Raw genomic sequence first — 24,827 nt, 5'->3', positions numbered from 1 at the left:
GGGAATGACAAACGAGCAGGAAAATGAACCAAGTAAAAGCCAAAAAACACCTCGGACAACATTTCTTAACCGACGAAAGCATAGCCAAAGACATAGCCGATACGCTAAATCTACAAGGCTATGAAAACGTATTGGAAATTGGACCAGGCATGGGTGTTTTGACCAAATATCTTTTGGAAAGACCAACTACGACTTATGTGATTGAAATCGATACCGAATCGGTGGAATATTTGAACACACATTATCCTAAACTGGAAGGAAAAATCATTTCCAAAGACTTTTTGAAATACAACATCAACGAAATTTTCGAAGGCCAACCTTTCGCCATTACCGGAAACTTTCCGTATAATATTTCGTCCCAAATTGTGTTCAAATGTTTAGAATTGCGCGAGCAAGTTCCGGAGTTTTCAGGGATGTTCCAAAAAGAAGTTGCTGAAAGAATTTGTTCCAAAAAAGGCAGCAAAGTTTACGGAATTTTGTCGGTTTTGGTTCAAGCTTTTTACGATGCCGAGTATTTGTTTACCGTTCACGAACATGTTTTTAATCCGCCACCTAAAGTAAAATCGGGTGTGTTGCGTTTGCGCCGAAAAGCCGATTTCCATTTGCCTTGTAGCGAAAAATTATTCTTTAGCGTAGTCAAAACCGGATTCCAACAACGCAGAAAGACATTGCGAAACAGTCTAAAATCGTTCAACCTTTCGGATAATTTAAAAGAAGATACTATCTTTGACCTCCGTCCGGAACAATTGACTGTAGAACAGTTCATCGAACTCACTCAAAAAATAGAAGCCAATGCAGTTTAAAATCAGCAAAGAACTCTTAGCGCAAATCGAGCAACTCATTCACGACAAAAACGACCAAGCGTTGGAAGTGTTGTTGAATGACATGCACCATGCCGATATCGCAGAGATTTTTGAGGAACTCGAAACTGCCGAAGCCACTTATATTTTTAAAATCCTTGACAGTGAAATCACCGCCGAAATTCTTCCCGAATTGGAAGACGATTTGCGTGAAAAAATACTTAAAGGACTTTCTGCCAAAGAAATCGCAGAAGAGCTTGACGAATTAGACACCGATGATGCGGCGGATATCATCGCCGAGCTTTCGCAAAGCAAAAAAGAAGAAGTAATCTCCGAATTAGAAGATGTTGAACACGCCAAAGACATTGTCGATTTGTTGCGTTACGACGAAGATACGGCCGGAGGTTTGATGGGAAAAGAGTTGGTCAAAGTCAATGAAAATTGGAACGTATTAACTTGCGTTAAAGAAATGCGAATCCAAGCGGAACATGTGACTCGCGTACATTCGATTTATGTCGTAGATGACGAAAACCGTTTGAAAGGAAGATTATCTTTAAAAGATTTATTGACGACTTCAACCAAAACCCCAATCAGCGAAGTTTATATCAAAAAAGTAGATTATGTTCGAGTGGACATGCCCAACACAGATGTTGCTCGTATCATGCAAAAATACGACTTGGAAGCCATTCCTGTTGTAGATGAAATGGGCAGATTGGTGGGCCGAATTACCATTGACGACATCGTAGACGTGATTAAAGAAGAAGCTGATAAAGATTACCAATTAGCGGCCGGTATCTCACAAGACGTTGAAGCGGATGACAGCATCCTCGACTTAACCCGAGCGCGTTTGCCTTGGTTGGTTTTGGCCTTATTTGGTGGTTTTATCAGTGTTAGAGTTCTGGGTTTATTCGAAGGCGCGATGGATAATCATGGTAATTTATTCTTCTTTACACCACTAATCGCGGCGATGGCAGGAAATGTTGGAGTACAATCTTCAGCGATTATCGTACAAGGTTTGGCCAACCAATCCATCAGCGGTTCGTTGTGGAATCGTTTGATTAAAGAAGTGTCTTTGAGTTTGCTCAATGGCGTTATCTTAGCCACCATATTATTCGTTGGCAGTCATTTCCTTTTAAATGTCGAATTAATCATCGGAGAGATTGTCACTATTGCGTTGGTTTCTGTAATCATCATCGCCTCACTTATCGGAACTTTTGTACCGTTATTGCTCCACCGATTCAATATTGATCCCGCTTTAGCCACCGGACCATTCATCACGACCAGCAACGACATTTGCGGAATTTTAATTTACTTTTCAATTGCCAAATTGATTTTGGGGTTTTAGTTTTTTAGGAGCGGAAGTTCCTGCTTCATTACACTAATCCTCCCGCCATCCGCACTACCCCGAAGCATCGGGGGTAGTTTGCTCCTGTCGGGGCTATTAAGAATGTATTTCTTTCTTACAACCAATAAAAAAACCTCCCATTACTGAGAGGTTTTGTACCCGGAGTGGGAATCGAACCCACACTCCTAAGAACACGAGTTTGAGTCGTGCGCGTCTACCAATTCCGCCATCCGGGCATTTCCTTTTGGATTTTGACATTTAATTTTTAGAAAAAATTAATTAAATAAGTCGCCATCCGGGCAGATTCGATGTAAATTTCAAAAATATTCAGTTCCGAGGAAAGTGTATTAGTGACATCGAACAACAAGATATCCTTGTTTTGTGGGTGCAAATGTAAAAAAAAATTCTTCATACAAACCAAAAAATACTTAAAAATATCCTTTCAGAGTCGGATTTAATTTCTAAATTTGCACCTCGGTAAAACGAACAACAACTAACTAACTACATCCGAGGCAATTAATACTTGAAGTTTAGACAACAGTCATAACCAAATTGTATAGAGCGCAACGGAGTAACAACAACAATTACAATGTCGCATTTAGAGCCCGAAGCAAAGATATTTGCCTGTTCACAAAGCGTCCACTTAGCCGAACAAATAGCTACTAACTATGGTGTTCCGCTGGGGAAAGTTACGTTCTCAAAATATAGTGATGGCGAGTTTCAGCCCTCGTTTGAAGAATCCATAAGAGGATTGCGCGTTTTTATTGTCTGCTCGACATTTCCGAGTGCCGACAATTTAATGGAGCTTTTGTTAATGATTGATGCCGCGAAACGCGCTTCAGCCCGACACATTACTCCGGTAATTCCGTACTTTGGTTGGGCCAGACAAGACCGTAAAGACAAACCTCGTGTGCCGATTGGAGCCAAATTAGTAGCCAAATTATTGGAAACTGCCGGTGCCACCAGAATCATGACGATGGATTTACACGCCGATCAGATTCAAGGGTTTTTTGAAAAACCGGTGGATCACTTGTTTGCTTCTACAATCTTTTTACCGTATGTAAAGAGTTTGCAGTTGGACAATTTAACCATTGCGTCTCCAGACATGGGTGGTTCCAAAAGAGCTTATGCTTATTCTAAATTTTTAGAATCAGATGTAGTAATTTGTTACAAACAAAGAAAAGCCGCCAACGTGATTGACACGATGGAGTTGATTGGAGAAGTTAAAGGCAGAAACGTGATTTTGGTAGACGACATGATCGACACCGGAGGAACTTTAGCCAAAGCCGCCGATTTGATGATGGAGAAAGGCGCCATAAGTGTCAGAGCGATTTGTACACACGCCATCTTATCAGGAGAAGCGTATGAAAAAATAGAGAACTCTAAATTATTAGAATTAATAGTAACCGATTCTATTCCGTTAAAGAAAGAATCGAACAAAATAAAAGTGGTGAGTTGTGCACCGCTCTTCGCCGAAGTAATGCACATGGTGCAACACAACAACTCTATAAGCGGGAAATTCCTGATGTAGAAAAAAAGTTTCAGGTTTGAAGTTTCAAGTTATGACCAACATGAAACGTGAAACATGAAACACTTCAAAAGAACAATAAATTTTGAAGTTTAGCAGAGATTGCGTTAGATTTGAGATTAAGAGGAGGAAGCCCAGTGGGCTTCAGGTATAAAAAGCCTCGAGAGAATTTTATATTTCAAGTTTAGCACATATTGCGTTAGGGATAGAGGCAGGCACCGCGTGCAGCCGAAAGCCCGGCCCGAAGGGAAACGCCCAAAAAAGTATTTTATTTATTAACTATATATTTTTACAATGAAATCGATTACGATTAAAGGACAAGAAAGAGAAAGCGTAGGCAAAAAAGCTACTAAAGCCTTACGTGATGCTGGAATGGTCCCTTGCGTTATTTACGGAGGAACTACACCAGTGCATTTTGCAGCAGAAGAAAAAGCATTCAAAGGCTTGGTTTACACTCCAAACGCACATACTGTTGTGGTTGATTTGGCTGGAAAAACTACCAATGTTATTCTTCAAGACATTCAGTTTCACCCGGTGTCTGACAAAATTTTACACATTGATTTCTTTCAATTAAACGAAAGCAAAGAAATTACTATGGAAGTTCCGGTGAAAGTGGTTGGAACCTCTCCAGGTGTATTGTTAGGTGGTGATTTACGTTTGAACACCAGAAGATTGAAAGTAAAAGCTTTACCTAAAAATCTTCCTGATTTTGTTGAAGCTAACATCTCTGAATTGCAAATGGGTAACAAATTGTACGTTACCAAATTAGAAGCAAAAAACTTCAAATTGATGCACCCGGACAACACTGTGGTGGCGCAAGTGAAGATTTCACGTGCTGCTATGAAAGCCGCTCAAGAAGCAGCCAAAGCAGCAAAAGCTCCGGCAAAAGGAAAGAAAAAATAATTTTCAATACCTTATACTTAAAAGCATCAGTTCACACTGGTGCTTTTTTTTATGTCTTTTTTTTAGGAGCGAAAGGTTAGGGCTTTCTTGGTTTCCATATTCCCGCTTTTCACTGCAATAACTTTGTCAAAGTTATTTCCGTTACAATCGGGGCTAGATAGTAAACTAAAGGCTTCTTGGTAAATTTTCAAATTTTCAAATTGTCTCATCTTCAAATTAGTTTATTTTTGCTTCATGAAATGGTTAACACAACTCTTTAGCAATAACCCTAAAGTTGACAACACAAATCAAATGAAGAAATTCCTAATTGTCGGTCTTGGAAATATCGGCGCCGAATATGTCAATACCCGCCACAACATTGGCTTCAAAGTTTTGGATTTCGTAGCCCAAAAGGAAAATTTATCTTTTGAAACGGCCAAGCTTGGCATGATAACCGAATATACTATCAAAGGCAGAAAGCTTATCCTATTGAAACCAAACACTTATATGAATTTAAGCGGAAAAGCGGTTCAATATTGGATGGAAAAAGAAAACATCGCCAAAGAAAACGTCTTAATCATTACCGATGATTTGAATTTGCCTTTTGGCACCATTCGCATCAAGGCCAAAGGCAGCGATGGCGGACACAACGGCTTGAAGAACATCCAACTGGTTTTAAACTCTTCCGAATATCCTCGGTTTCGTTTCGGTATCAGTGATGAATTCAAAAAAGGCCAACAAGTAGATTATGTTTTAGGCGAATGGAACGAAGACGAAAAAGCCAAACTCCCGGAACGATACGAAGTGGCCAAACAAATCATAGAATCCTTTGCTCTTGCCGGTTTGAACAACACCATGAACAGTTTCAACGGAAAATAAAAAAAGCCATCAGAAATGATGGCTTTTTGTTTATAAATAAAACACGATTACTCGATAACAATTTTTTTAGTTACCAATTGGCCGTTATCACTTTTAATATTGATAAAGTAAACTCCGCTACTGGTGTTTTCTAAATTGATCGTTTGCACTAAGCTTGAAGCCAATTCAAAGTTATTATCATAAATAACCTGACCGGTAATATCATATACCTCAACCGAATAACTATTGGTCAACTCTTTGAACTCGATGGTAAAGCTACCTTTACTTGGGTTTGGATAAACTTTAAAGCTATTAGCCAACACTTCATTGTTAGATAAAGCTGTAGTAGAAAATTGACCGGCAATAGCATTGTAATAAGCTCTCATTCTGTTTTCTTGTCCTAAGGTAAACATATACATACAAGCATCATCTACATAATCCATGTAGTTCATGGTAAGCGCAAACTGCTCAAATGAACAACTTCCAACAGTTCCTACTGACGGGCAGCCATAAGACTCTTCAGCTACTTCAGGGGTATCACAAACCCTGTCGCCTTGAGTATTACAGTTCGTGTTGGTACTACAGGTACCATTGTTAAAGGTATGATTTAAATTAAAGAAATGCCCTAACTCATGGGTAAGTGTTCTTCCTAAATTAAAAGGTGCTGCAGGAACATATCCGGAACAACCCGAACCAGATCCAAAACAAAATCTGTTAATCACCACTGTATGACCTGCGCCCGGAGAACCACCAAGAGGCGAATACCCTAAAATAGAATTCCCTTCATTTCTAACTACCATGTTCATATAACCTGCCCAAGTTGCATCAGAATCAGCACCGGATAAGAAATCTGTACCAAAAGTGACAGCCACCTGTCCATTGGTCAATCCTGTTCCTGCAGGATGATTTTGAGTAGCCAATTCAAACTGTACGCCTAAATTGCCAACTGAAATCCCCGGATAGAAATCGGCATCACCTTCTGTAAAATTGACAATATCGGCATTCATTGCATTGTAATCTGCATTTAAAATGTTGATTTGATTTTGGGCCAACGCTCTTAAACAAGTTTTCACTGATTCAGATACCGCACCGGCAGAAGGGTAATGAACTGCAACCGGAATTCTAATTATTTGAACATTATTAACTGTATTACTGTTTCTATTGAGTGTTGACAGTTTTTGAAGCTCTACTTCAAATTTGGCTTGTTGTTGAAGATACTGTTGTCTAGCGGCAGGATCATTCATGATTTGTTGCATCTTTTGTTCCATTCCGCAAGTTCTTTGCTGGGCAAAACCAATTTGAACTAAAGCTAACAACAGTAAGGAAAATTTTAATTTCATTTAGCAATTTTTTAATTATTTAAACATTGTAAGCTCAAAAAGGAGAAAATTTCACAATTCACTCCTTTTGAAACTATTTTTAATTTATTACTCGTTTACTCAACAGCAATTCGTTTTACTACTTTTCTGTTACCATCAGTAACATTCAATAAGTAAATTCCTGATTGAGCATTGTTCAATTGAATATTCTCATTAAATACCCCTTGGTTTGTATAAGCGTTTTCAAATATTTTTCTACCTCTCATATCATATACCTCAATCTTGGTTTCTTCAGAAATTGGGTTGTCAAACTGAACGGTAAAGTTTCCATTATTTGGATTTGGATATACAGTTAAATCAGCGATATCAAATGGTTGGCTATCTAAAGTACAACCGAAATCAATTCCCCATGAAGCAATAGTTCCGGTATCACCATTGTAAAAATCCTGAACAGTTAAAGTCCATACTCCATTAGAAGGTTTTCCGTTAAAAGCTGATAAGGCTTGAGCCGGACTATAAGTTCCTGCTGTCGGACTGGCACAAACCGGTGCCGGTGAACCATCAGCAAAAATAATATTCATTCCAGTTCTTTGCGGATTGTTACAGGTTCTGTTCCATAGATTAATTTCTGTACCGTCAGGGTGTTTTAGTTTAACTACTAAATCTCCAATCCAAGTGTGACCTGTACTGAAAGAAGCCTTCATATTGTTAATCGTAACATTATTTGGGAAGTTGATAGTGCGAACAGCGGCTGCTCCCGGATTGTTAGCCCCTAATCCGTCAGCGATTGCTGTACCAGGCGTTTCATTGGCAACATTACAATCATATCCTAAAGTAATATTTTTACTAACTGCATAGAAAATATTCCCCACAGCTTCTATTAATAATCTACAATTTTGTGTTGGTGTAACAGGCATTGTAATGGTTTCAGTTCCATCATTTGGCGTATTGGCTACCAAAGTTGTAAATGTGGTGCCACCATCTGTTGAGATTAAAATGTTAACATTAGCGGTATTCATCCCATTTGCAGTACTTCCGGCAACATTCCATGTGATGGTTTGTGTAGAACCCAATTGCCATGAAACCGGCGCATTTGGACTGGTGAAAGCAAATGCACCACTAATGTTAACCACGTTAACCGTAGTTGCAGCGGTGTTCGTTTGTCCGCCTCCGAGCGCATTATCTCTGGCTGTAAAAGTAAAATTCAAAGTTCTTGCCACAGTAGAAACAGTTTCCCAAGCGTTTACTAAACTACCATTTAATACATCTGAAAATTTAGGCATGTATCTTACCGGATTTTCACTTGGAACCACAGATCTAAAATTAGGACCATTTGTTTTTGTTGGTGAAGGCAATGAAGCGGCTGCACCTACAGTAGTAGCATCATTATTTTGCTCCCAAGTATAAGTCAAAACTTGACCGGCTGTATCAGTTCCTGTTCCGCTTAATTTAAAAGCTGTTCCCACCGGAATAGTAAAACTAGTTCCTTCAACAGTTACTGTTGGTCTTGGATTGGTATCAACTATACTGGTACTTATCGGACAAGTCTTTCCGGCTAAATTGGTTTGTATTTGAAGGATACTTCTGTATGTGAAATAATCATCTGAATTCCCTTGCATATCAGTTCCACCTCCACCAATTCCGGCATAAGCCATGATGGTAGAACCACTTCCAGGCTCAACATTTACGGCATTGTTTTCTGCAGTATGTGAAAAAGTATGGTTAGCACCCATTTGGTGACCCATTTCGTGCGCTACATAATCAATATCATAAGTATCTCCCATTGGCACACCATCAGCCGGAGAAGTATAACCACTTCCCTTTTGACCATCTACACAAACACATCCGATACAACCTGCAAAACCACCGCCTCCAGTTGCTCCGAATAAGTGACCGATATCATAGTTTGCTTCTCCAATTTGTGAGGTCAAAGTCGCTTGTAATTGCGGACTCCAATTCCCCATAGTCGTATAAGGATCCGTTCCCGGATTGGTATAAATCACCAAGTTATTGTTAGCGACAAGGATTAATTTCACCGCTAAATCTCTTTCAAAAACACCATTACAACGTGTCATAGTAGCATTAATAGCCGCTAAAGCCAAAGCAACCGTTCCTCCGTGATAAACTGCATATTCTCCATTACAAGATACTGCTAAACGCATGGTTTTGTAAATTTGATTGTTGGCCATAGTCACATTACTGTTTCTTTGTAAATTATCAGCCATAGCAACATCTTCTGTAGAACATACAAAAGGCAATTGACCTCGCGCTCTAGTTTTAGAATCAAACACTACATAAACAGATCTGTCTTTGGTGTAAGGCTCAATAAATTCTGATCCTAAACCTGCTCTGAAAATCATGGTTTGAATGCCTGAAGGCGCAAAACTAAAATTTAAAGTAGCGGCCGGATCAGTGATTCCTTTTCCGACATAAGCCCTGATTTCAGGAAAGTTAGCTTGCAATTCAGGGGCAAAGTTTGAGGATTCCCAAACCCTAAATTTCTCCAATTTCCCCTCTATATTTGGAAGTGAGATTTCAACTCCCGGAAGTCCTGAAGCCAAATCGTTTACATTAACCAACAATTGCTTGAATTCAACGGCATTGAATTCTAATAATTTCTGATTGTCTGAATAATCGGTTTCTCTAACTTTTTCGGCAGTAATAAGCTTATCATTACTGAGTAATTTCCATGTTGAATTTCCTTGAGCGAAACCTTGGATTACCGAAAAAAAGAGGATGAATAAAAAGTACTGTTTTTTCATGGTATTTTCTTGATAGTTAAAAGTAGCCAAAGATAATTATCTTTCAATAGATTGCAAATCTCTGTACAGTTTTTTTGAAAGATTTCGATTTAAATTTAACATATAGTTTGTTATTTTTATTTTTTTAACAATCTAATGCCTAGTGTTTTTATACTTTTCAAGTTAAAAACAAACGCTATTCTTTTTGTTGCTTTATCTTAATTACGAAAAAAAATGCCTCTAAGTTTTAAAACAAACTTATAAATCTTTGATGGTGGTTTTGTACAATAACTACAGATTTTGTGTATTATAGCTTGAAAAATTATTGTATTTAATTTGTAAAACATATTTTTGCAGTAATACATTCCGTTACTTCTTGAAAATAGTCCATTCCATAAAATCTTTTGTCGCCCATAAACCTACCATAGTCACTATTGGTACTTTTGACGGCGTGCATTTGGGACACCGAAAAATTTTAGAAAAAATCATTGCCACCGCAAAATCTCAAGATTGCGAAAGCTTAGTACTGACATTTTTCCCGCATCCGCGAATGGTATTGCAGGAAGGAACCGAAATGAAACAACTCAACACACTCAAAGAAAAAATAACGCTGTTAGAAAACTTAGGTGTCGACCATCTGGTGGTTCATCCTTTCGACAAAGATTTTTCGAGATTAACCGCTGAGGATTTTGTCAAACAAGTTTTGGTAGATACTTTCAAGCTACAGAAAATCATCATCGGTCACGACCATCGCTTTGGTAGAAACCGAACAGCAGACATTAATGATTTGACCGAATTCGGCAATGCGTATGGCTTTGAAGTAGAGCAAATTTCGGCCCAAGAAATCAATGAAGTTTCCATCAGCTCAACTAAAATCAGAACCGCTTTAAATGAAGGCAACATCGAATTGGCCAACAACTATTTAGGTTATGATTATTCTTTAACCGGAATCGTTACCAAAGGCAAACAACTCGGCAGAACCATTGGTTACCCAACCGCCAACATCAACATCGAAGAAGATTATAAACTCATTCCGCAAAACGGCGTTTACATTGCCCAAAGTATCATTGAAGGCAAAACAATCTTCGGTATGATGAACATCGGCAACCGACCAACCGTTGACGGTGTAACTTTAACCATAGAAATTAATTTCTTCGATTTTGACCAAGACCTTTACGATCAAGAAATAACCGTTTCGCTACTGAAACGAATGCGTGACGAACAAAAGTTCGAGTCTTTAGACGCGCTCAAAAAACAATTGGCCTTGGATAAATCAACAGCTTTAAACCACATAAATTTGCTATAGAAAATTTAAATTTTCGTTTATTTTTTTAAAATAAAACTTTCTTTTCTGTTAAATTATTACTGTTTCAAAGATAATTTCTTAAATTTGATAGACACTTTTTTTGATTACTCACTTAAATCTATCACGATGAAACTGCCAAAAGAACTACTAAACGGGATTTTAATTTTCGTTGGAATCGCCCTCTACTTTTTTATCATGGAATTTTTCGAGCTGTCAAACATCCTTTATTTGAGAGCTTTTAATGCTGCGTTTGTGTTTTATGGCGTGGCTCGAACCTTAAAATCAAACATCAAAGAAGGAAAAACAGGCTATGTCACTAATCTTCTTTCTGCCGGAATAACCGCAATTGTCGGTGTGCTGCTCAGCGTAGCCGGATTGCTCACTTACATCTACATTAGAGGTGGCAATACTTATATTGATAATCTTTCCGAAGAATTTTTATTTGGTGGAGAACCAACCGCAAATGAATACTGTATCGGTGTTTTGTTTGAAGGAATTGCCTCGGCTGTCATTATGGTTTTTGTAGCAATGCAGTTTTGGAGAAAAGATTTTGCCGCCAATAAATAATTATAGCGCAATCACAACCTAGCTTATTGTAACTTAAAGACAAATTACCTACTTTTGGTGCAATATAAAATAGCACCTATGAGTATTACAAAACACAACTGGACTAAAGACGAAATCATCGCTATATACAATAAACCGTTAATGGATTTGCTTTACGAAGCCGCTTCCATTCACCGTGAGCATCATGATCCGAATGTCGTTCAGGTTTCTACTTTACTTTCTATAAAAACCGGCGGTTGTCCCGAAGATTGTGGCTATTGTCCACAAGCGGCGCGCTATCATACGGACATAACCGGAAATGATTTAATGACCGTAAGCCAAGTTAAAGCACAAGCCTTAAGAGCCAAATCTAACGGTTCTTCCAGAGTTTGTATGGGTGCTGCGTGGCGAAATGTAAAAGACGGCGAAGAGTTTGACCAAGTCTTGGAAATGGTAAGAACCATCAACAAATTAGACATGGAAGTCTGTTGCACATTAGGCATGCTAACCGAAAACCAAGCCCAAAGATTGGCCGAAGCCGGATTATACGCCTATAACCACAACTTAGACACTTCTGAAGATTATTACAAAGAAGTGATTTCAACCCGAGGTTTTGAAGACCGTTTGCAAACCATCGAAAACGTGCGCAAAACCAATGTTACCGTTTGTAGCGGCGGCATCATCGGAATGGGTGAAAGCATCGAAGATCGTGCAGGAATGTTAGTTGCTTTGTCAACTTTAAATCCGCAACCGGAATCGGTGCCAATTAACGCCTTAGTAGCGGTTGAAGGCACACCCATGGAAAACGAAAAACCGGTTGAAATTTGGGAAATGATTCGAATGGTTGCCACAACGCGTATCGTAATGCCGGAAACCCAAGTGCGTTTGTCTGCCGGAAGAACCGAAATGTCTCGCGAAGGTCAAGCCATGTGCTTCTTTGCCGGTGCCAATTCTATTTTTGCAGGCGATAAACTATTGACTACCCCAAACCCTGATGTGAACGAAGACATGAAAATGTTTGAAACTCTTGGTTTGATTCCGCAAAAACCATTCATCAAAATCATGCAACCTACCACGGTAGAAGCCAAAGACTCACAATTCCAAGCTTTAGGCGAAAAACCAAAATGGTCTAGACCGGGACATCAAATTGAACGCAATTTAGAAGCGTCGACCAAAGGAAAATAGTTAACTTTTCCCTAAACGTTTACACTTTCTAAACCTTTTTATAACTTTGCTCTCAGCATCTTTTTTGCTGGGAGCTTTTTTTATTTTATACCGCTACAGTCTATGTCACTAACTCTAACAGAAATTGAACGCGTAAAAACCATTTCAAAAGAAGATTTTTACAACCGCTATGTAAAAAAACAGAAACCGGTGGTTATTGAACAACTCACCACCGATTGGCCTGCATACCAAAAGTGGCATTTGGAATACATCAAAGAAGTAGCCGGCGATAAAATCGTACCGCTTTATGATGACCGTCCGGTTTCGCACAAAGACGGATTCAACGAAGCCCATGCCCAAATGAAAATGAGCGATTACATCGACTTACTCAACGCCAAACCTACCAATTACAGGATTTTTTTATACAACCTAATAAAAGAAGTTCCGGTTTTAAAAGACGATTTTAAATGGCCCGACATTGGCTTGAAATTGGTCAAACAACTGCCCATGCTGTTTTTTGGCGGAGAAAACTCAAAAGTGTTTATGCACTACGATATCGATTATTCTAACATTTTGCACTTTCACTTTCACGGAAAAAAAAGATGCGTGCTTTTTGCCCCAAACCAAACGCCTTATTTGTACAAAGTGCCACACGCCTTAATTGCAAGAGAAGATATTGATTTTGACAATCCCGATTTTGACCAATGGCCGGCTTTGAAAAAAGCCCAAGGTTTTGTAACCGATTTAAAACACGGCGAAATGCTCTACATGCCCGAAGGATATTGGCATTATATGAAATACGTTACTCCGGGGTTTTCTATGAGTTTGAGGGCTTTTCCAAGAAGTGTAACCCATTTATCCAAAGCCGCCTATAATGTATTTATCATGCGGAACTTTGACAATCTCATGCGCAAATGGAAAGGAGAAAAATGGATACAGTATAAAAACCAAAAAGCCATTACCAACACTAACAAATAACCCAAAAAAAAGGCTCAGTACAAATAATATGCTGAGCCTTTTTGTTTAATTGATTAGTACCTTTTTGGTAACTATCGTTCCGCTTTCGAGTTTAATTTTGACAATTAATGATTGTTGGCTCATGGAGATGTTGGAAGCGCTTAAGTTGTTGGCGCCAATTCCCTTTTGGTTGAACAATTGTCGGCCTAACACATCATAAACCGTTACTTCTTCTAAGGTTTGCAAAGATGATTTTATAGTCATTACACCATTATTACCGGCTACAACTACACTGTTGTTTAAGGTGTCAAAATCAGGATTGCCCAGCGCATTCGTAGTGTATCGAATAATGAATCGGTCATTGTATATCCCCGAAACACTCGTGAATTGATAAGGTGCTTGGCGCAAATCATGAATGATGTTTAAATAAGTGTCTTCCAAATAAATTCTTTGATTGGTCTCTGTAAACAATCCGTCAACCATTCCGATGGCTATCTTATAACTTCCGCTCTGAATAACATCAACCCCTAACGGAACCAAATCAAATTCGTTGAAAGGTAACGAACGTCCTTGTATCACAAATTTATCGTTGCCGGAAACTGTATATAATTTTAAAGTATTGTCATTTTTAGTCAAGGCATCATACAAGTGATCTCGTCCCATCGTTGCGCCATCAACATAACCAAACATCGTTCTTACCGGTTTTGGCGTGCCTTCTTTTACTATATCCAACCAAATTCTGTTAAACTGTTCGGCTTGCACTTCATTGGTTGCGTTATTGGCATTTCTGTAAAAATTAGTTCCTGTAACGTTACCATAAGTTATATTTCTTAAGGTATTGGTAAAATTAACTGTCGCACTTCCTTCAGCGCCGTCTTGCATTACTACAAAGAAACCTTGTCCGGCACCAATGTGGTAATCCGGATTAGGATTGGCCAAATTCCCTGTTAAATTAAACGGCAAGTAATCGGCATTTGGATCATAATTAGAAATGAAATCCTGGTAAAAAGGATCTCCGGTATAAATAGACGGCAATGTTCCGTGTGTCCAAATGTAAAGCGCTCCGGTCAAAACCGAACTGTTATTGGACAAGAAATCACGGCAACTGATAGCTGACGGATAAGGATTTCCTAACAAATTCCAGTTGTCGTCTAAATTAGTTACTAAGGCTCCCGTACTTAAGGTATAATTTGGCCCTTCATAAGCCCCTCTGTTGATGGTCACCGGTATGTCTCCATTTCTTGGTATTCCAAAAAACGGTACTTCAAAATCCTGATTCGATGTGTTGTTAAACGATGACGGACCGCCCACGATATAGCCTTTCCCTAAATTCATTGTACTCGAATAAAACTGCCAGTTTCCTTGGGTGCCGTTGGTGTTGTTAACCGTTGTGTTCCAAGTAAGTTTGTAACCGTCTGACGGCAGCGTGCTCAACGAATACCCTTCAACCGGGGAAGACCAATACACATAATCCGAACGTCTTTGTTGGGCGAGTCTTTTATAGGTAATGCTGCCCGAGTTGGTCACATTGTTTATTTGAACCAAACTCGAATTGTTCTCAAAAGTAGCTGTTCCTGTGCCGGTAACCGTTATTGCTTCTTTAATCAATATATAGTTATTGCCTCTTACTATTACGTTTCTGGCATTGTTAACCGTAACTGAACAAGCATTAAAACTTGGCGAGAACGCATTGGCGGTATCATAAGTATGGTCAATGATTACAGCCGTGTCAAGCGTAGGAACTCCGTTAGACCAACTATTGCTCGCTTGCCAAGTAGTGCTTGATCCGGCAATAATTTTCACGGCGTTGGTGGCGGTAAAACAAGTATCGGCATTCTCTCTGATTTGACAATAAAATTGATACCCAATTAAAGTCGCCACATTTGAAATAGTCAAAGTAGCCGTAGTCACTCCCGAATACAATCCGGCGTTGGTCAAAGCTGTCCATGTGGCTGTACTTGGCGCAACGGCATACCATTGGTAAGTCAGTTCCATCGTGTCACCAACACCATTGTAGCCTTCTAAACCGGCTATTGATAAGGTGGTTCCACTACAAGTTGGCGTATAAGAAGGCTGTACTGTCACTGTTGGCGGCGTTCCGGCCAAAAAGTTATAAACGCCTATATTGGAATAATCATTGGTTGAACAAGAACCTGCACCACTACCAATCCAATCTGTAACATCCCAATCGGCATTAGAATAAGCGGTGGTTGGCACTGTAGCGGTATTTTTTCTTCTGAAGTCGGCGCCTCGGTCACCAATATTCAAAGGCACTGCCCAACTTTGGTTCATATAAGTTCCCCAACTGTCAATTTTAACACCCGATTTGTATAAAGCGATATGGTCATGGCCTTGGGTAATATCTGCTCCATCAGCAAAATTCACCCCTGAAATGGCAGTGATTAAATTAGCTAATGAACCATTTCCTCCGGCAATAGCACATTCAGAGCCACTCGTTGAAGTACTCACCGTATAAGTCGCGCCATTGGCCAATGTTCCTGAAAAGTTAACTGTTGTATAGGAAGTTGCTGAACCATTAGCAAAAAACTGTAAGGCATAATTGGTCAGCGTTACTGAAGCTCCGGTTCCATTGTAAACTTCAATGTAAGACAAACCGCCTACCGTTGCATCAGTTACTTCGCTGATAAACAAATCTGAAGCAGTACTTCCGCCTTGACAAGTAGTAGTCGCGTTGCCAATTACCGTAAAAGAATTAGAAGCCTGGCATCCTTGAGCGTTGGTAGTAATCAAAGCTCCGGAACCATTAAACGCTCCGGTTGGCACCAAAACAGTAATTTGCGTTGAAGACACTTGGGTTACCGGAGTAGCATTGGCACCGCCAATAACTACGGTTGCGCCGGTTAAATTATTAGTAGTAGCCGTAATGGTAACCTCTGTTCCAACAGGTCCTGAAGTAGGTGTAATCGTATTGGCTGTAGCCAAACAAACACCGGTTCCGTTGATGAGATAAGTATAAGGATTTTCATCCGAATCATTATTGGCAATAGATACTATAGCAGAACGCGGTCCTGCCGCTTGTGGTGTAAAAGTGATGATAAAAGTAGTACTACCGCCTGCCGCTATCGTATTGGTTCCCGGAACTGTAGTGACTACAAAATCTCCCGGATTAGTGCCGCCAATACTTACTAATGGCGCGCCGGTTAAATTTAAAACGGCCGATCCTGTATTTTGAATTTGGTAATCTTTAGTAATATTTGACCCTAGATTTATATTACCGAAAGCCGTGTTGTCTAAACCGCTAGTAGTGGTTAAAGTACCACTGGTAATACTGTTTGTTCCGCCGGTAAATCCTCTAACATTGATTTCGGCTGCCGTTGGCGTACAAAATGTAACCGGCGCACCTGCTGTTCGGTAATTGATGGTAGCAAAATCATTCGCCACATTCATACTAAAAGGCACCAACGAAAAATAATAAGTAACTCCTGTTGTCAAACCGCCGGCAATATAAGTGGTAGTTGCGGTTCCCAAGAATGAGCCGTGAACCGTGGCATCCCCAAAAACAGTTCCCGCATTGTGAAAAGCACCATCGGTAGGAACACCCGTTGGGGCACTACCGGTGCTGTACAGTACAAAATAACCTCTGGCGTTTGGAATGGTACTGGCCGCACTAAAATTCAATCTAATTGAATTGGCATCTAATGGGGTACAAGTTAATGAAGCCGAATGAGCCGTTGGTTCTGTAGCCAATGTAAAGAAAGTTGCAGTAGCCGGTGAAGCGGTATTATAACAAATGTTGGTTCCGGTTCCGTTATAAGCATAAACAGTGACTGTATATTCGGTACCGGCGGTTAAACCCGAAAGACCGGTTACGGTTCCGGCAGAATTCCTATAAACGACTCTGTTGTTGGTGTTAATTTGTCCGGCAGAAGCCCAATTGGCATTAGGCGTATAACTCGTTCCATCAACCGGTGCTACAACGGTTTGTCCTATCGGCGTAATAACCACTATTGAACCGGAAGCACCCACGGCTTCAGTCCAAGTGATGTCGGCACCACCAACGGTTCTGTTGGTCACTACCGGAGTTGCATCTTGGGTTAAAGGATCGGAACATGGTCCGGTTGGAATAGCTTCGCCGTCAATAACAACATTATCAATACCAAAAGTTCCTCCTGCTGCTTCGGCATTCCAGCCATAAAATCTAAAGGTAACCGCTCCGGAAAGCGCGTCATAAGCAGCACCGAGAGTAATAACACTTCCATTTTGAGCTGAAGATGATGAATCAAGAGTTTGAAATATATTGGTAGCCACAACAGATAAATTAGCATTTGCCGGCGAAATACTGGCAGGCAAGTTTGCACCATAGCCATCTACACTTGAACGAACTGCATATTGTCTAGGTCCAGTTCCCGAACGTTGCGAAGTAAATATAATTGAATTGATATCCAAATTATAACCAACTGCGGGAGTTATGGTAACCTGAATGTATTTGCCAGTGTTAATTGCTCCGGAAAAAGTATCACTACCATTCGTTGCGCCTGTATCATATCCTGAAAAACCAAATCTAGCTGCTGCTATTGGATTTGTTGATAATCCAGTCGCTGTAAATGAACCGAAAGTCACACCTGTTGCTGTAGGCACAGGCGTTGGATCAGTAGTTCCTGAAGTCATGGTTACTGAAGCAAAATCATACGTAGCGCTAAAAACTTGCCCAAAAGCACTACCCGCATTCAACACTAAAACCAAAAAGGCAACCAAAAATAATTTAAGTTTCATACAATTTTTATAATAGTTTCATAGTCATTAGTCTGATTTTGACGCAACAAGAAAGGTCAAGTCAAAACCGGTAGAAAAAAGGGCATGCAAAACTACATCTAAATTACTAAATTACAAGGAGTTTGGCTTAAGAAATTATTAACTTAACGCTATATTTTTGAACAATTCAGGGTATTGCTTTCAATTTAAAGTCTTTAGCCTTGTTTATGAAAGCTATTTCTTATAATGCACTACAACATAAGTACAACATGGGCTATAATTATGGTTGATTTGTTTTACAAAAAGTCACAGTCATAGTCACAGTAGCAGTTTTCAGCATGTGAGGATAAAAAAACTTCATTGACTTTGTGCTGAAACTTTGTGAACTTTGTGCTACTACTTCGAGTCGCAGTCACAGTCACAGTTTAGGCTACAGAAAACAGACAACAGACAACCAAAAAAAACCTACTTTTGCCTTTCACTCAATACCAACATGACCGATAAACCAACCCTTGCCGAAGCTACGCTCAAACTGGAATATTACTGTTCCTACCAAGAGCGCTGTCATCAGGAAGTAGTGGATAAATTGTACCAACTCGGCATGAAAAGCGAGGAGATTGATGGGATAGTAGTGCATCTACTGCAACATAATTTCCTCAACGAAGAACGCTTCGCCCGAAGTTTCGCCCGAGGCAAACACCGCATTAAATCTTGGGGCAAAATCAGGATTGTGAATGAGCTTAAGCAAAGACACATTTCGGCACCCAACATCAAAGCCGCACTTACCGAAATCACCGAAGAACAATACCAGGAAACTTTTCACCAACTGGCCGAACGCCATTGGCACAGTTTGACCGAAAGAAAAGGACCCAAAAAGAACAAGAAGTTTTGCGATTACTTGTTGCGAAGAGGTTGGGAAAGTCATTTGGTTTATGAGAAGATGAAGGAACTTGGAGAATAGTTTGCGGTGAAAAGATTTAACCACAAAAGAATCAAAAGAGTTCAATAGTCACAAAAGAATTCTTTATGCCTTTGCTTATTCTTTGTGCCTTTTGTGGTTAAGATTGTTAGTTCCACAGAGATTCACGGAGAAAAAAAGAGATTCACAAAGAAGTGGTCAATTGTTTTGCGGTCTTTTCAGTTAAGCAATCCCACTGCAAACTGAGACTGCGACTGCGACTTAAAACGCTCTACTCACCAACACGCTCACCGCATTCCCGCCGAAACCGACAGCATTGATCAGCACATTTCGTATCGCTTTGCGCGGATTGAGTTCTTCGATATACGGAATTCCGATGAAGGTTTGGTGTTGCATCATCAGCAGTGCCAATTCAATATTCAGCATGCCCGAAGCTCCGAAAGTGTGGCCTATTTTCCATTTGTTGGTGGTGAGCATGGGTACATTATCGCCAAAGACTTTTTGTATCGCTTTGTATTCTGAAGTGTCGCCTTTTAAGGTTCCCGGGGCGTGCATGACAATGGCATCGACTTCGGCCAAAGGCGTATTTCCCAAAGCCATCGCCATCGATTTTTGGAAACACTTTGCTTCCTTTGAGATGGAAATGTTGTGTTCTAAATCGTCTGTAGCATAGCCAATTCCGATGATGTAACCTAAGGCATTTTGGCTTTCGCCCAATTCTAAACAAGCCACGGAAGCGGCTTCACCCAAGACCATGCTGTTTTTGGTTTTGGTTAAATCGAAAGCGCGACAAGGCCATTCGGCAGGCTCAGGCTGACAATCATTTGGATTCGCATAAATCTTCAACGCTTGCATTTGGGCCAAAGTAAAAGGGGTCAATGGTGCTTCACTGCCGCCCACCAAAAACTTAGTCGCCATTCCCGATTGCAACCAAGCCACGGCATTGAGCACCGCATGCAAAGCCGTTGAACAGGTAATAGAATGCGAGATTTCGGGGCCGGCACTTTTTAAATCATGCGCTACCCAAGAAGCAATATTTCCTAAAGTGGTGGTTGGCGAAGTTAGTGTCGCGGTCTTACCGGTGGCTAAAAATTCCTGATGGTATTTTTCAAACAATTGTGTGGCACCACGAGACGAACCAATGTTAATTCCGAAGTCATCGCCTTGTTGCCAACCGGCATTTTTTATGGCTTGGCGCGAAGTCAATATGGCTAGTAAAACCGTTTCGTCTAAGGCTTTGTATTTACTGTCTTCTTTGCGTAAGGCGTCAATTTCTTTTCTGATTTCGGTTGGAATCGTTGCCACAAATTCGCTTTTACCGTTAAAATCCTCTGTGGTAATTAAAGTTTTAGGCGAAAGATAATTGGCCCAAATCGCATCCGGATTATTTCCCAAAGGCGAAACAGAAGCTAAAGAAGTAATGGCAATTTTGGTTTTCAACATGGTAGCGTATTGTGCGGCAAAGGTAGTTATTCTTGGGGAAAGTTGGGAGTTTGGAGTTGGGAGTTTGGAGTTGGGAGTTTGGAGTGAAAATTTAACCGCTAAGTTCGCCAAGAAGGCGCTAAGAACGCTAAGTCTTTGCGACCTTTGCGTAAAACCTTGCGACCTTTGCGGTTAAAAATTAAACCATCTCCACCGCTTCTTCAACAATCCTATAAACTTTCTCTAGTTGCTCATCTGAAATAACATACGGCGGTAAGATGTAAACGATATTTCCAACCGGGCGCAAAATCACACCGTTTTCAATAAAGAAATTGTAGAGTTTCATCCGCATCGAACCATAGTAACTTTCGGCGCCATCGGTTTTGATTTCTAAGGCGAAAATAACGCCGAGTACACGAGTGGTTTTGACTTTTGGATGCGCTTTCATTTTTTGGGCGAAAGCCAAATGTTGGGTATTGATGCGTTGTATGTTGTTTTGTATTTCGGCCGTTTCGAGCAAACCGATACTGGCCAAAGCCGCAGCACAACCTGTTGGATTGGCGGTAAAAGTATGTCCGTGAAACAAGGCTTTATTGACATCGTCATGGTAAAACCCGTCGAAGATGTCTTGGCTGAAAGTGGTTATTGCCATTGGAATGGTTCCGCCGGTTAAGGCTTTTGACAAACACATCATATCAGGTTTGTTGACCAAATAATCGGTGGCGAAAGTTTTACCGGTTTTCCCGAAACCTGTCATGACTTCATCGGCTATGGTAAAAACTTGGTGTTCTTTACAAATGGCCATCATTTTATCTAACACTTCGGCTTCATACATCACCATTCCGGCAGCGCCTTGCACTAAAGGCTCGAAGATAAAGGCGGCGTATGCTTTGGTAGCGACCAACTCTTGCAAAATGGTCAAACTGCGTTCTTCCTGGCCAACTGTCGGCACCGGAATTCGAACGACTTCGAGCAACGATCCTTTGAAGGCTTCGGTAAAAAAAGTAATCCCGCTGGAAGCCATGGCGCCAAACGTATCGCCGTGGAAGGCATCTTCAAACGCAATGACTTTGGTGCGTGGTTCGCCTTGGTTGTGGTAAAATTGCAATGCGGCTTTTAGGGCTACTTCGACTGCGGTTGAACCGTTATCGGAAAAGAAGATTTTCTTTTGGTTAGCAGGCAAAATGGAAATCAATTTTTCAGACAATTCCACCGCTTTGTTATGGGTAAAACCACCGAATAGAACGTGTTCTAAAGTCGTTAGCTGTTCGTAAATCGCATCAGCAATCACTTTATTGGAATGTCCAAACGGATTGACCCACCAAGACGCAATGGCATCAATGAATTCTTTACCGTTATCGTCCCAAAGCAAAGCGCCTTCGCCTTTAACAATGGCGGGTAACAAGCCGGTGGTTTTGTGTTGGGTGTAAGGATGCCAGTTGTAGAGTTGGTCTTTTTCTGAAAGGTTCATATGTTATGTTGTAAAAGAAAAAAGAAAAAAGAGAATAGAAAATAGAGAATAGAAAATAGACAAAAAGGCTATTACCGAAACTATTCTATATTCTATATTCCATATTCTATATTCTATATTCTATAAATTTAATAGATTCTCCCGAAACTTATCGGCGTAATAAGAAATTACATTTGAGTCAAAATAGGGTTCGTTGTCAATTCGGCCGATGCATTTAACGCCTGATTTATTAAGGATAATATCTTCGGTAGCTTTGTTTTCATCGCCTGAGAAAATGATGCCGGCTACTTTTATTTTTCGGTTTTGTAAAGCTTCAACAGTCAGTAACGTATGGTTGATACTGCCTAAATAATGACGGGAAACGACAATGACTTTATGGTCTTTTTGGATTAAATCGATGACACATTCGGAATCATTTAACGGCACTAAAACGCCACCGGCACCTTCAATCACCAAATGATTTTTCTCCCGATAACTGTCGGGGTTGGTTTCGACTATTTTACTGATATCGATGCGCACGCCGTCTTTGGCTGCTGCCAAATGAGGACTCGCCGGTGTGTTGAGTGCATAAGCATTTGGGTGAAAAACAGATTTACCATTAGAGACCAATGCTCTTACTTTATGACTGTCGGAATGGTCTAAATCTCCGGCTTGAACGGGTTTCCAATAATCGGCTTCTAGGGCTTCGGTGACTATTGCGGATGCGACAGTTTTGCCGACATCGGTACCGATTCCTGTGATGAATATTTTCATGGTATTAATTGAATTCGTGTTTACACACCTCACATTTATATTTGTGCCTTGCTTTGAAAGGGAACAAGAAAAGAAAGAACAAAATAAAAAAGTATAAAAATGACTTCCATCCCTTTATTGAGGTCATCATATCAATTTGTTCGCTACCGCAATTTGGGCATTGAATGGGTTGACTATTATCGTCTATAGAATATGGACTTATTTCCTTTAAAATTTCGTTGGCTTTATCAACGTCTGCCGTTTTTACATATAATTTCACACCGCCAACGGCATTGCTGTAAAGCGGATTTGTATCAACAATGTGATTGTCGCGTAAAAAAACTTCCACGCCGTGACTTTCTAATTTTCCTTGATAAATGATGGCTTCGCTTGAATATTGAAACCGTCTGAGCAATTGAAATTTTTCTTCTTCCATAATTAAAACACAAAAGTACTCAACAATTCCAACACCTGTGTAATTTCTTTTTCAGAATTATAACTGTGCAAGCAAAAGCGCAGGCGTTCTTGTCCTTCGGGTACGGTTGGAGAAAGAATGGGTTTAACGTCAAAACCATTTTGTTGGAGTTGTGTGGCGATGCTTTTTACTTTGTCATTGCCGGGAATGATGGCGCATTGTATGGCTGATTTAGAATAGACAAACATAGGTTTTAATCCCAACCTCAGTTTCTCTTGGTTGAAGAAAAGGATGTTAGATTTAAGTTGTTGCAACACTTCTTTATCTTTTCCCAAATGTTTATAGGCTTGTAAAATCGTAGCCACACTATGAGGTGATAAACCGGTGGTATAAATAAAACTTCTCGCAAAGTTGACCAGATAACTTTTCAATTCGGCACTGCCTAAAATGGCCGCGCCGTGACAGCCTAATCCTTTACCGAAGGTCATGATTCGGGCGAAGACTTTGTCTTGTAAACCCAAACTTTGAATTACACCTTCTCCTCCCGAAGTTTCGGGACTACCAAAAACGCCGAGTGCGTGTGCTTCGTCTATAACCAAATATGCTGCATACTTTTCGGTAAGCGCAACAAGTTCCTCTAAATTGGGACAATCGCCGTCCATGGAAAAGACCGATTCGGTGACAATATAAATGTTGAATGTTGAATGTTGACCCGAGCCGGAGGCGAACTGAGCGGAGCTAATGTTGAATTTTATGATTAGTTTTTCTAAATCTTCAATATCATTGTGTTGGAATTTATAGGCTTTGGCGTGGCTCATTTGGATGCCGTCTCGGATGGAAGCGTGGCAGAGTTCGTCGTATAGAATGATGTCGTTGCGTTGTGGTACGGCACTGAAGAAACCTACATTAGCATCGTAACCTGAGTTGAAAATTAAAGCTTCTTCGCTTTGATGGAATTTTGAAAGATATAATTCTGTTTTAACGTACAAATCATGGTTTCCTGAAATCAAACGCGAACCGGTGGCGCCGTTTTGTCTCATTCCTTTGGCACATAGAGATTGATGTGTCTCTTCAAAGATATCACGGTTTTTGGCAAAACCCAGATAGTCGTTGGAAGAAAAATCAACTTGGATACTGTAGCAGTAATCCTGTAGCTTTCGCAAGGCGTTGGCTTTTTCTCTTTCTTTGAGCTTATAGAATAATGATAATGGAAAACGTTTCATTGAAGCAAATATAGTGATTAGCCCGGATTGCAACGGCATCCTTTTTATTTCGTTTTTCAAACGAAATAAAAAGATATAGTGGAAAGCCGGAAACAGCTCCCAATAAAAAAGCCCAACATTACTGCTGGGCTTCTTCTTTTATGCTGAATCGTATTAGTCGGCTAACACAATTATTTTATTGTCTTTCATTTCAATAGTTCCTGAATTGATTTCCAAAGTGTAGTTTTGGTCGTTTACTTTGGTAAACTTCTCGGCTACTTCTTTGCTCAATTTAAAACTATCGGCAGCGATTTTCACGGTACCTTCTTTTAGGATAGAAACGATAGGCGCGTGGTTGTTCAATACTTGGAAAGAACCGTTCACACCCGGTAAAGAAACCGAAGTAACTTCGCCTTTGAATAAGGTAGCTTCCGGTGATACTATTTCTAAAATCATAATTTTAATTAATTACGAATTTAAAATTACGAATTACGAAAATTGATAATT

At 40.1% G+C, this 24,827-nt stretch carries 20 protein-coding genes and 1 tRNA gene; 10 read left to right on the top strand and 11 right to left on the bottom strand.

Translation table 11 applies throughout. The features are described 5' to 3' along the window. The first annotated feature begins 23 nt into the window (after positions 1 to 23). Entirely contained in the window at positions 24 to 803 is a 780-nt protein-coding gene (gene rsmA, locus ACK4R1_RS02910) for a 16S rRNA (adenine(1518)-N(6)/adenine(1519)-N(6))-dimethyltransferase RsmA (protein WP_409683397.1), read from the top strand. Beyond that, positions 793 to 2,145: a magnesium transporter gene (gene mgtE / locus ACK4R1_RS02905; RefSeq protein ID WP_409683395.1), complete on the top strand. Its 1,353-nt coding sequence runs from the start codon at positions 793 to 795 to the stop codon at positions 2,143 to 2,145. Before rsmA ends, mgtE begins: the two co-directional genes overlap by 11 nt. 156 nt (positions 2,146 to 2,301) lie before the next feature. Here mgtE and ACK4R1_RS02900 read toward each other — a convergent pair. After that, positions 2,302 to 2,381: transfer RNA gene (locus ACK4R1_RS02900), tRNA-Leu, on the bottom strand. A 353-nt stretch (positions 2,382 to 2,734) separates the two neighbouring features. Here ACK4R1_RS02900 and ACK4R1_RS02895 point away from each other — a divergent pair. Together ACK4R1_RS02895 and ACK4R1_RS02890 are read left to right on the top strand one after the other, a co-directional pair. Beyond that, entirely contained in the window at positions 2,735 to 3,676 is a 942-nt protein-coding gene (locus tag ACK4R1_RS02895; RefSeq protein WP_409683392.1) for a ribose-phosphate pyrophosphokinase, read from the top strand. 291 nt (positions 3,677 to 3,967) lie between these two features. After that, entirely contained in the window at positions 3,968 to 4,576 is a 609-nt protein-coding gene (locus tag ACK4R1_RS02890) for a 50S ribosomal protein L25/general stress protein Ctc (RefSeq protein WP_409683389.1), read from the top strand. Between the two features lie 62 nt (positions 4,577 to 4,638). Here the strand turns inward: ACK4R1_RS02890 and ACK4R1_RS02885 are convergent, their stop codons facing one another. After that, positions 4,639 to 4,785 (bottom strand): hypothetical protein, encoded by a 147-nt coding sequence (locus tag ACK4R1_RS02885; RefSeq protein ID WP_409683386.1) that lies wholly within the window; start codon positions 4,783 to 4,785, stop codon positions 4,639 to 4,641. 25 nt (positions 4,786 to 4,810) lie between these two features. Here ACK4R1_RS02885 and pth point away from each other — a divergent pair, with 25 nt between their 5' ends. Further along, a complete protein-coding gene (gene pth, locus ACK4R1_RS02880; RefSeq protein ID WP_409683383.1) occupies positions 4,811 to 5,434 on the top strand; it encodes an aminoacyl-tRNA hydrolase in 624 nt (207 codons plus the stop codon). Positions 5,435 to 5,481: 47 nt separating this feature from the next. Here the strand turns inward: pth and ACK4R1_RS02875 are convergent, their stop codons facing one another. Both ACK4R1_RS02875 and ACK4R1_RS02870 read right to left on the bottom strand, forming a co-directional pair. Next, positions 5,482 to 6,753, bottom strand: coding sequence for a zinc-dependent metalloprotease (locus ACK4R1_RS02875; RefSeq protein WP_409683380.1), 1,272 nt, complete (start codon positions 6,751 to 6,753; stop codon positions 5,482 to 5,484). A gap of 95 nt (positions 6,754 to 6,848) precedes the next feature. Further along, positions 6,849 to 9,494 (bottom strand): reprolysin-like metallopeptidase, encoded by a 2,646-nt coding sequence (locus ACK4R1_RS02870; RefSeq protein ID WP_409683378.1) that lies wholly within the window; start codon positions 9,492 to 9,494, stop codon positions 6,849 to 6,851. 355 nt (positions 9,495 to 9,849) lie between these two features. Here ACK4R1_RS02870 and ACK4R1_RS02865 point away from each other — a divergent pair, with 355 nt between their 5' ends. The 4 genes from ACK4R1_RS02865 (at position 9,850) to ACK4R1_RS02850 (ending at position 13,467) form a co-directional block, all read left to right on the top strand. After that, positions 9,850 to 10,779 carry a bifunctional riboflavin kinase/FAD synthetase gene (locus ACK4R1_RS02865; protein WP_409683375.1) on the top strand — a complete coding sequence of 310 codons (930 nt, stop codon included), beginning with the start codon at positions 9,850 to 9,852 and terminating at the stop codon, positions 10,777 to 10,779. A gap of 126 nt (positions 10,780 to 10,905) precedes the next feature. Continuing rightward, the gene (locus ACK4R1_RS02860; RefSeq protein WP_409683373.1) at positions 10,906 to 11,346 is read left to right on the top strand and encodes a hypothetical protein; all 441 of its coding nucleotides are present in this window, start codon (positions 10,906 to 10,908) and stop codon (positions 11,344 to 11,346) included. Positions 11,347 to 11,424: 78 nt separating this feature from the next. Next, positions 11,425 to 12,510 carry a biotin synthase BioB gene (bioB, locus tag ACK4R1_RS02855; protein WP_409683370.1) on the top strand — a complete coding sequence of 362 codons (1,086 nt, stop codon included), beginning with the start codon at positions 11,425 to 11,427 and terminating at the stop codon, positions 12,508 to 12,510. A 102-nt stretch (positions 12,511 to 12,612) separates the two neighbouring features. Further along, entirely contained in the window at positions 12,613 to 13,467 is an 855-nt protein-coding gene (locus ACK4R1_RS02850) for a cupin-like domain-containing protein (RefSeq protein ID WP_409683368.1), read from the top strand. A 45-nt stretch (positions 13,468 to 13,512) separates the two neighbouring features. Here the strand turns inward: ACK4R1_RS02850 and ACK4R1_RS02845 are convergent, their stop codons facing one another. After that, on the bottom strand, positions 13,513 to 18,180 hold the full coding sequence (locus ACK4R1_RS02845; RefSeq protein ID WP_409683366.1) for a choice-of-anchor D domain-containing protein: 4,668 nt from the start codon (positions 18,178 to 18,180) through the stop codon (positions 13,513 to 13,515). Between the two features lie 472 nt (positions 18,181 to 18,652). Here ACK4R1_RS02845 and ACK4R1_RS02840 point away from each other — a divergent pair, with 472 nt between their 5' ends. Further along, positions 18,653 to 19,120, top strand: a complete 468-nt coding sequence (locus tag ACK4R1_RS02840; RefSeq protein WP_409683363.1) for a regulatory protein RecX — start codon at positions 18,653 to 18,655, stop codon at positions 19,118 to 19,120. Positions 19,121 to 19,339: 219 nt separating this feature from the next. Here ACK4R1_RS02840 and ACK4R1_RS02835 read toward each other — a convergent pair whose 3' ends face one another. From ACK4R1_RS02835 to ACK4R1_RS02810, 6 genes are all read right to left on the bottom strand, one after another. Then, a complete protein-coding gene (locus ACK4R1_RS02835) occupies positions 19,340 to 20,521 on the bottom strand; it encodes a beta-ketoacyl synthase N-terminal-like domain-containing protein (RefSeq protein WP_409683361.1) in 1,182 nt (393 codons plus the stop codon). A 178-nt stretch (positions 20,522 to 20,699) separates the two neighbouring features. Then, positions 20,700 to 21,971, bottom strand: coding sequence for an adenosylmethionine--8-amino-7-oxononanoate transaminase (gene bioA / locus ACK4R1_RS02830; RefSeq protein ID WP_409683359.1), 1,272 nt, complete (start codon positions 21,969 to 21,971; stop codon positions 20,700 to 20,702). A 120-nt stretch (positions 21,972 to 22,091) separates the two neighbouring features. Then, complete coding sequence (bioD, locus tag ACK4R1_RS02825) at positions 22,092 to 22,724, bottom strand: dethiobiotin synthase (protein WP_409683356.1); 633 nt, start codon at positions 22,722 to 22,724, stop codon at positions 22,092 to 22,094. A 4-nt stretch (positions 22,725 to 22,728) separates the two neighbouring features. Then, positions 22,729 to 23,139, bottom strand: a complete 411-nt coding sequence (locus tag ACK4R1_RS02820) for a putative signal transducing protein (protein ID WP_294777701.1) — start codon at positions 23,137 to 23,139, stop codon at positions 22,729 to 22,731. A gap of 2 nt (positions 23,140 to 23,141) precedes the next feature. After that, positions 23,142 to 24,341 carry an aminotransferase class I/II-fold pyridoxal phosphate-dependent enzyme gene (locus ACK4R1_RS02815; protein WP_409683352.1) on the bottom strand — a complete coding sequence of 400 codons (1,200 nt, stop codon included), beginning with the start codon at positions 24,339 to 24,341 and terminating at the stop codon, positions 23,142 to 23,144. Positions 24,342 to 24,494: 153 nt separating this feature from the next. Then, positions 24,495 to 24,776 (bottom strand): F0F1 ATP synthase subunit epsilon, encoded by a 282-nt coding sequence (locus ACK4R1_RS02810; RefSeq protein ID WP_409683350.1) that lies wholly within the window; start codon positions 24,774 to 24,776, stop codon positions 24,495 to 24,497. Positions 24,777 to 24,827 lie beyond the last annotated feature (51 nt).

Origin of the sequence: Flavobacterium sp., from assembly GCF_046293665.1 — a bacterium.
Taxonomy (GTDB): domain Bacteria; phylum Bacteroidota; class Bacteroidia; order Flavobacteriales; family Flavobacteriaceae; genus Flavobacterium.
The sequence above is the reverse complement of the archived record's forward strand: the minus strand, read 5'-3'. Positions and strand labels throughout refer to the sequence as shown.

Excerpts from the sequence above, each read along its gene's own strand:
- ACK4R1_RS02875 (WP_409683380.1), bottom strand. The coding sequence starts at position 6,753 with ATGAAATTAAAATTTTCCTTACTGTTGTTAGCTTTAGTTCAAATTGGT.
- ACK4R1_RS02850 (WP_409683368.1), top strand. The coding sequence starts at position 12,613 with ATGTCACTAACTCTAACAGAAATTGAACGCGTAAAAACCATTTCAAAA.
- rsmA (WP_409683397.1), top strand. The coding sequence starts at position 24 with ATGAACCAAGTAAAAGCCAAAAAACACCTCGGACAACATTTCTTAACC.
- ACK4R1_RS02870 (WP_409683378.1), bottom strand. The coding sequence starts at position 9,494 with ATGAAAAAACAGTACTTTTTATTCATCCTCTTTTTTTCGGTAATCCAA.
- ACK4R1_RS02845 (WP_409683366.1), bottom strand. The coding sequence starts at position 18,180 with ATGAAACTTAAATTATTTTTGGTTGCCTTTTTGGTTTTAGTGTTGAAT.
- ACK4R1_RS02885 (WP_409683386.1), bottom strand. The coding sequence starts at position 4,785 with ATGAGACAATTTGAAAATTTGAAAATTTACCAAGAAGCCTTTAGTTTA.
- bioA (WP_409683359.1), bottom strand. The coding sequence starts at position 21,971 with ATGAACCTTTCAGAAAAAGACCAACTCTACAACTGGCATCCTTACACC.
- ACK4R1_RS02840 (WP_409683363.1), top strand. The coding sequence starts at position 18,653 with ATGACCGATAAACCAACCCTTGCCGAAGCTACGCTCAAACTGGAATAT.
- pth (WP_409683383.1), top strand. The coding sequence starts at position 4,811 with ATGAAATGGTTAACACAACTCTTTAGCAATAACCCTAAAGTTGACAAC.
- ACK4R1_RS02815 (WP_409683352.1), bottom strand. The coding sequence starts at position 24,341 with ATGAAACGTTTTCCATTATCATTATTCTATAAGCTCAAAGAAAGAGAA.
- ACK4R1_RS02835 (WP_409683361.1), bottom strand. The coding sequence starts at position 20,521 with ATGTTGAAAACCAAAATTGCCATTACTTCTTTAGCTTCTGTTTCGCCT.
- bioD (WP_409683356.1), bottom strand. The coding sequence starts at position 22,724 with ATGAAAATATTCATCACAGGAATCGGTACCGATGTCGGCAAAACTGTC.
- bioB (WP_409683370.1), top strand. The coding sequence starts at position 11,425 with ATGAGTATTACAAAACACAACTGGACTAAAGACGAAATCATCGCTATA.
- ACK4R1_RS02820 (WP_294777701.1), bottom strand. The coding sequence starts at position 23,139 with ATGGAAGAAGAAAAATTTCAATTGCTCAGACGGTTTCAATATTCAAGC.
- mgtE (WP_409683395.1), top strand. The coding sequence starts at position 793 with ATGCAGTTTAAAATCAGCAAAGAACTCTTAGCGCAAATCGAGCAACTC.
- ACK4R1_RS02860 (WP_409683373.1), top strand. The coding sequence starts at position 10,906 with ATGAAACTGCCAAAAGAACTACTAAACGGGATTTTAATTTTCGTTGGA.
- ACK4R1_RS02895 (WP_409683392.1), top strand. The coding sequence starts at position 2,735 with ATGTCGCATTTAGAGCCCGAAGCAAAGATATTTGCCTGTTCACAAAGC.
- ACK4R1_RS02810 (WP_409683350.1), bottom strand. The coding sequence starts at position 24,776 with ATGATTTTAGAAATAGTATCACCGGAAGCTACCTTATTCAAAGGCGAA.
- ACK4R1_RS02890 (WP_409683389.1), top strand. The coding sequence starts at position 3,968 with ATGAAATCGATTACGATTAAAGGACAAGAAAGAGAAAGCGTAGGCAAA.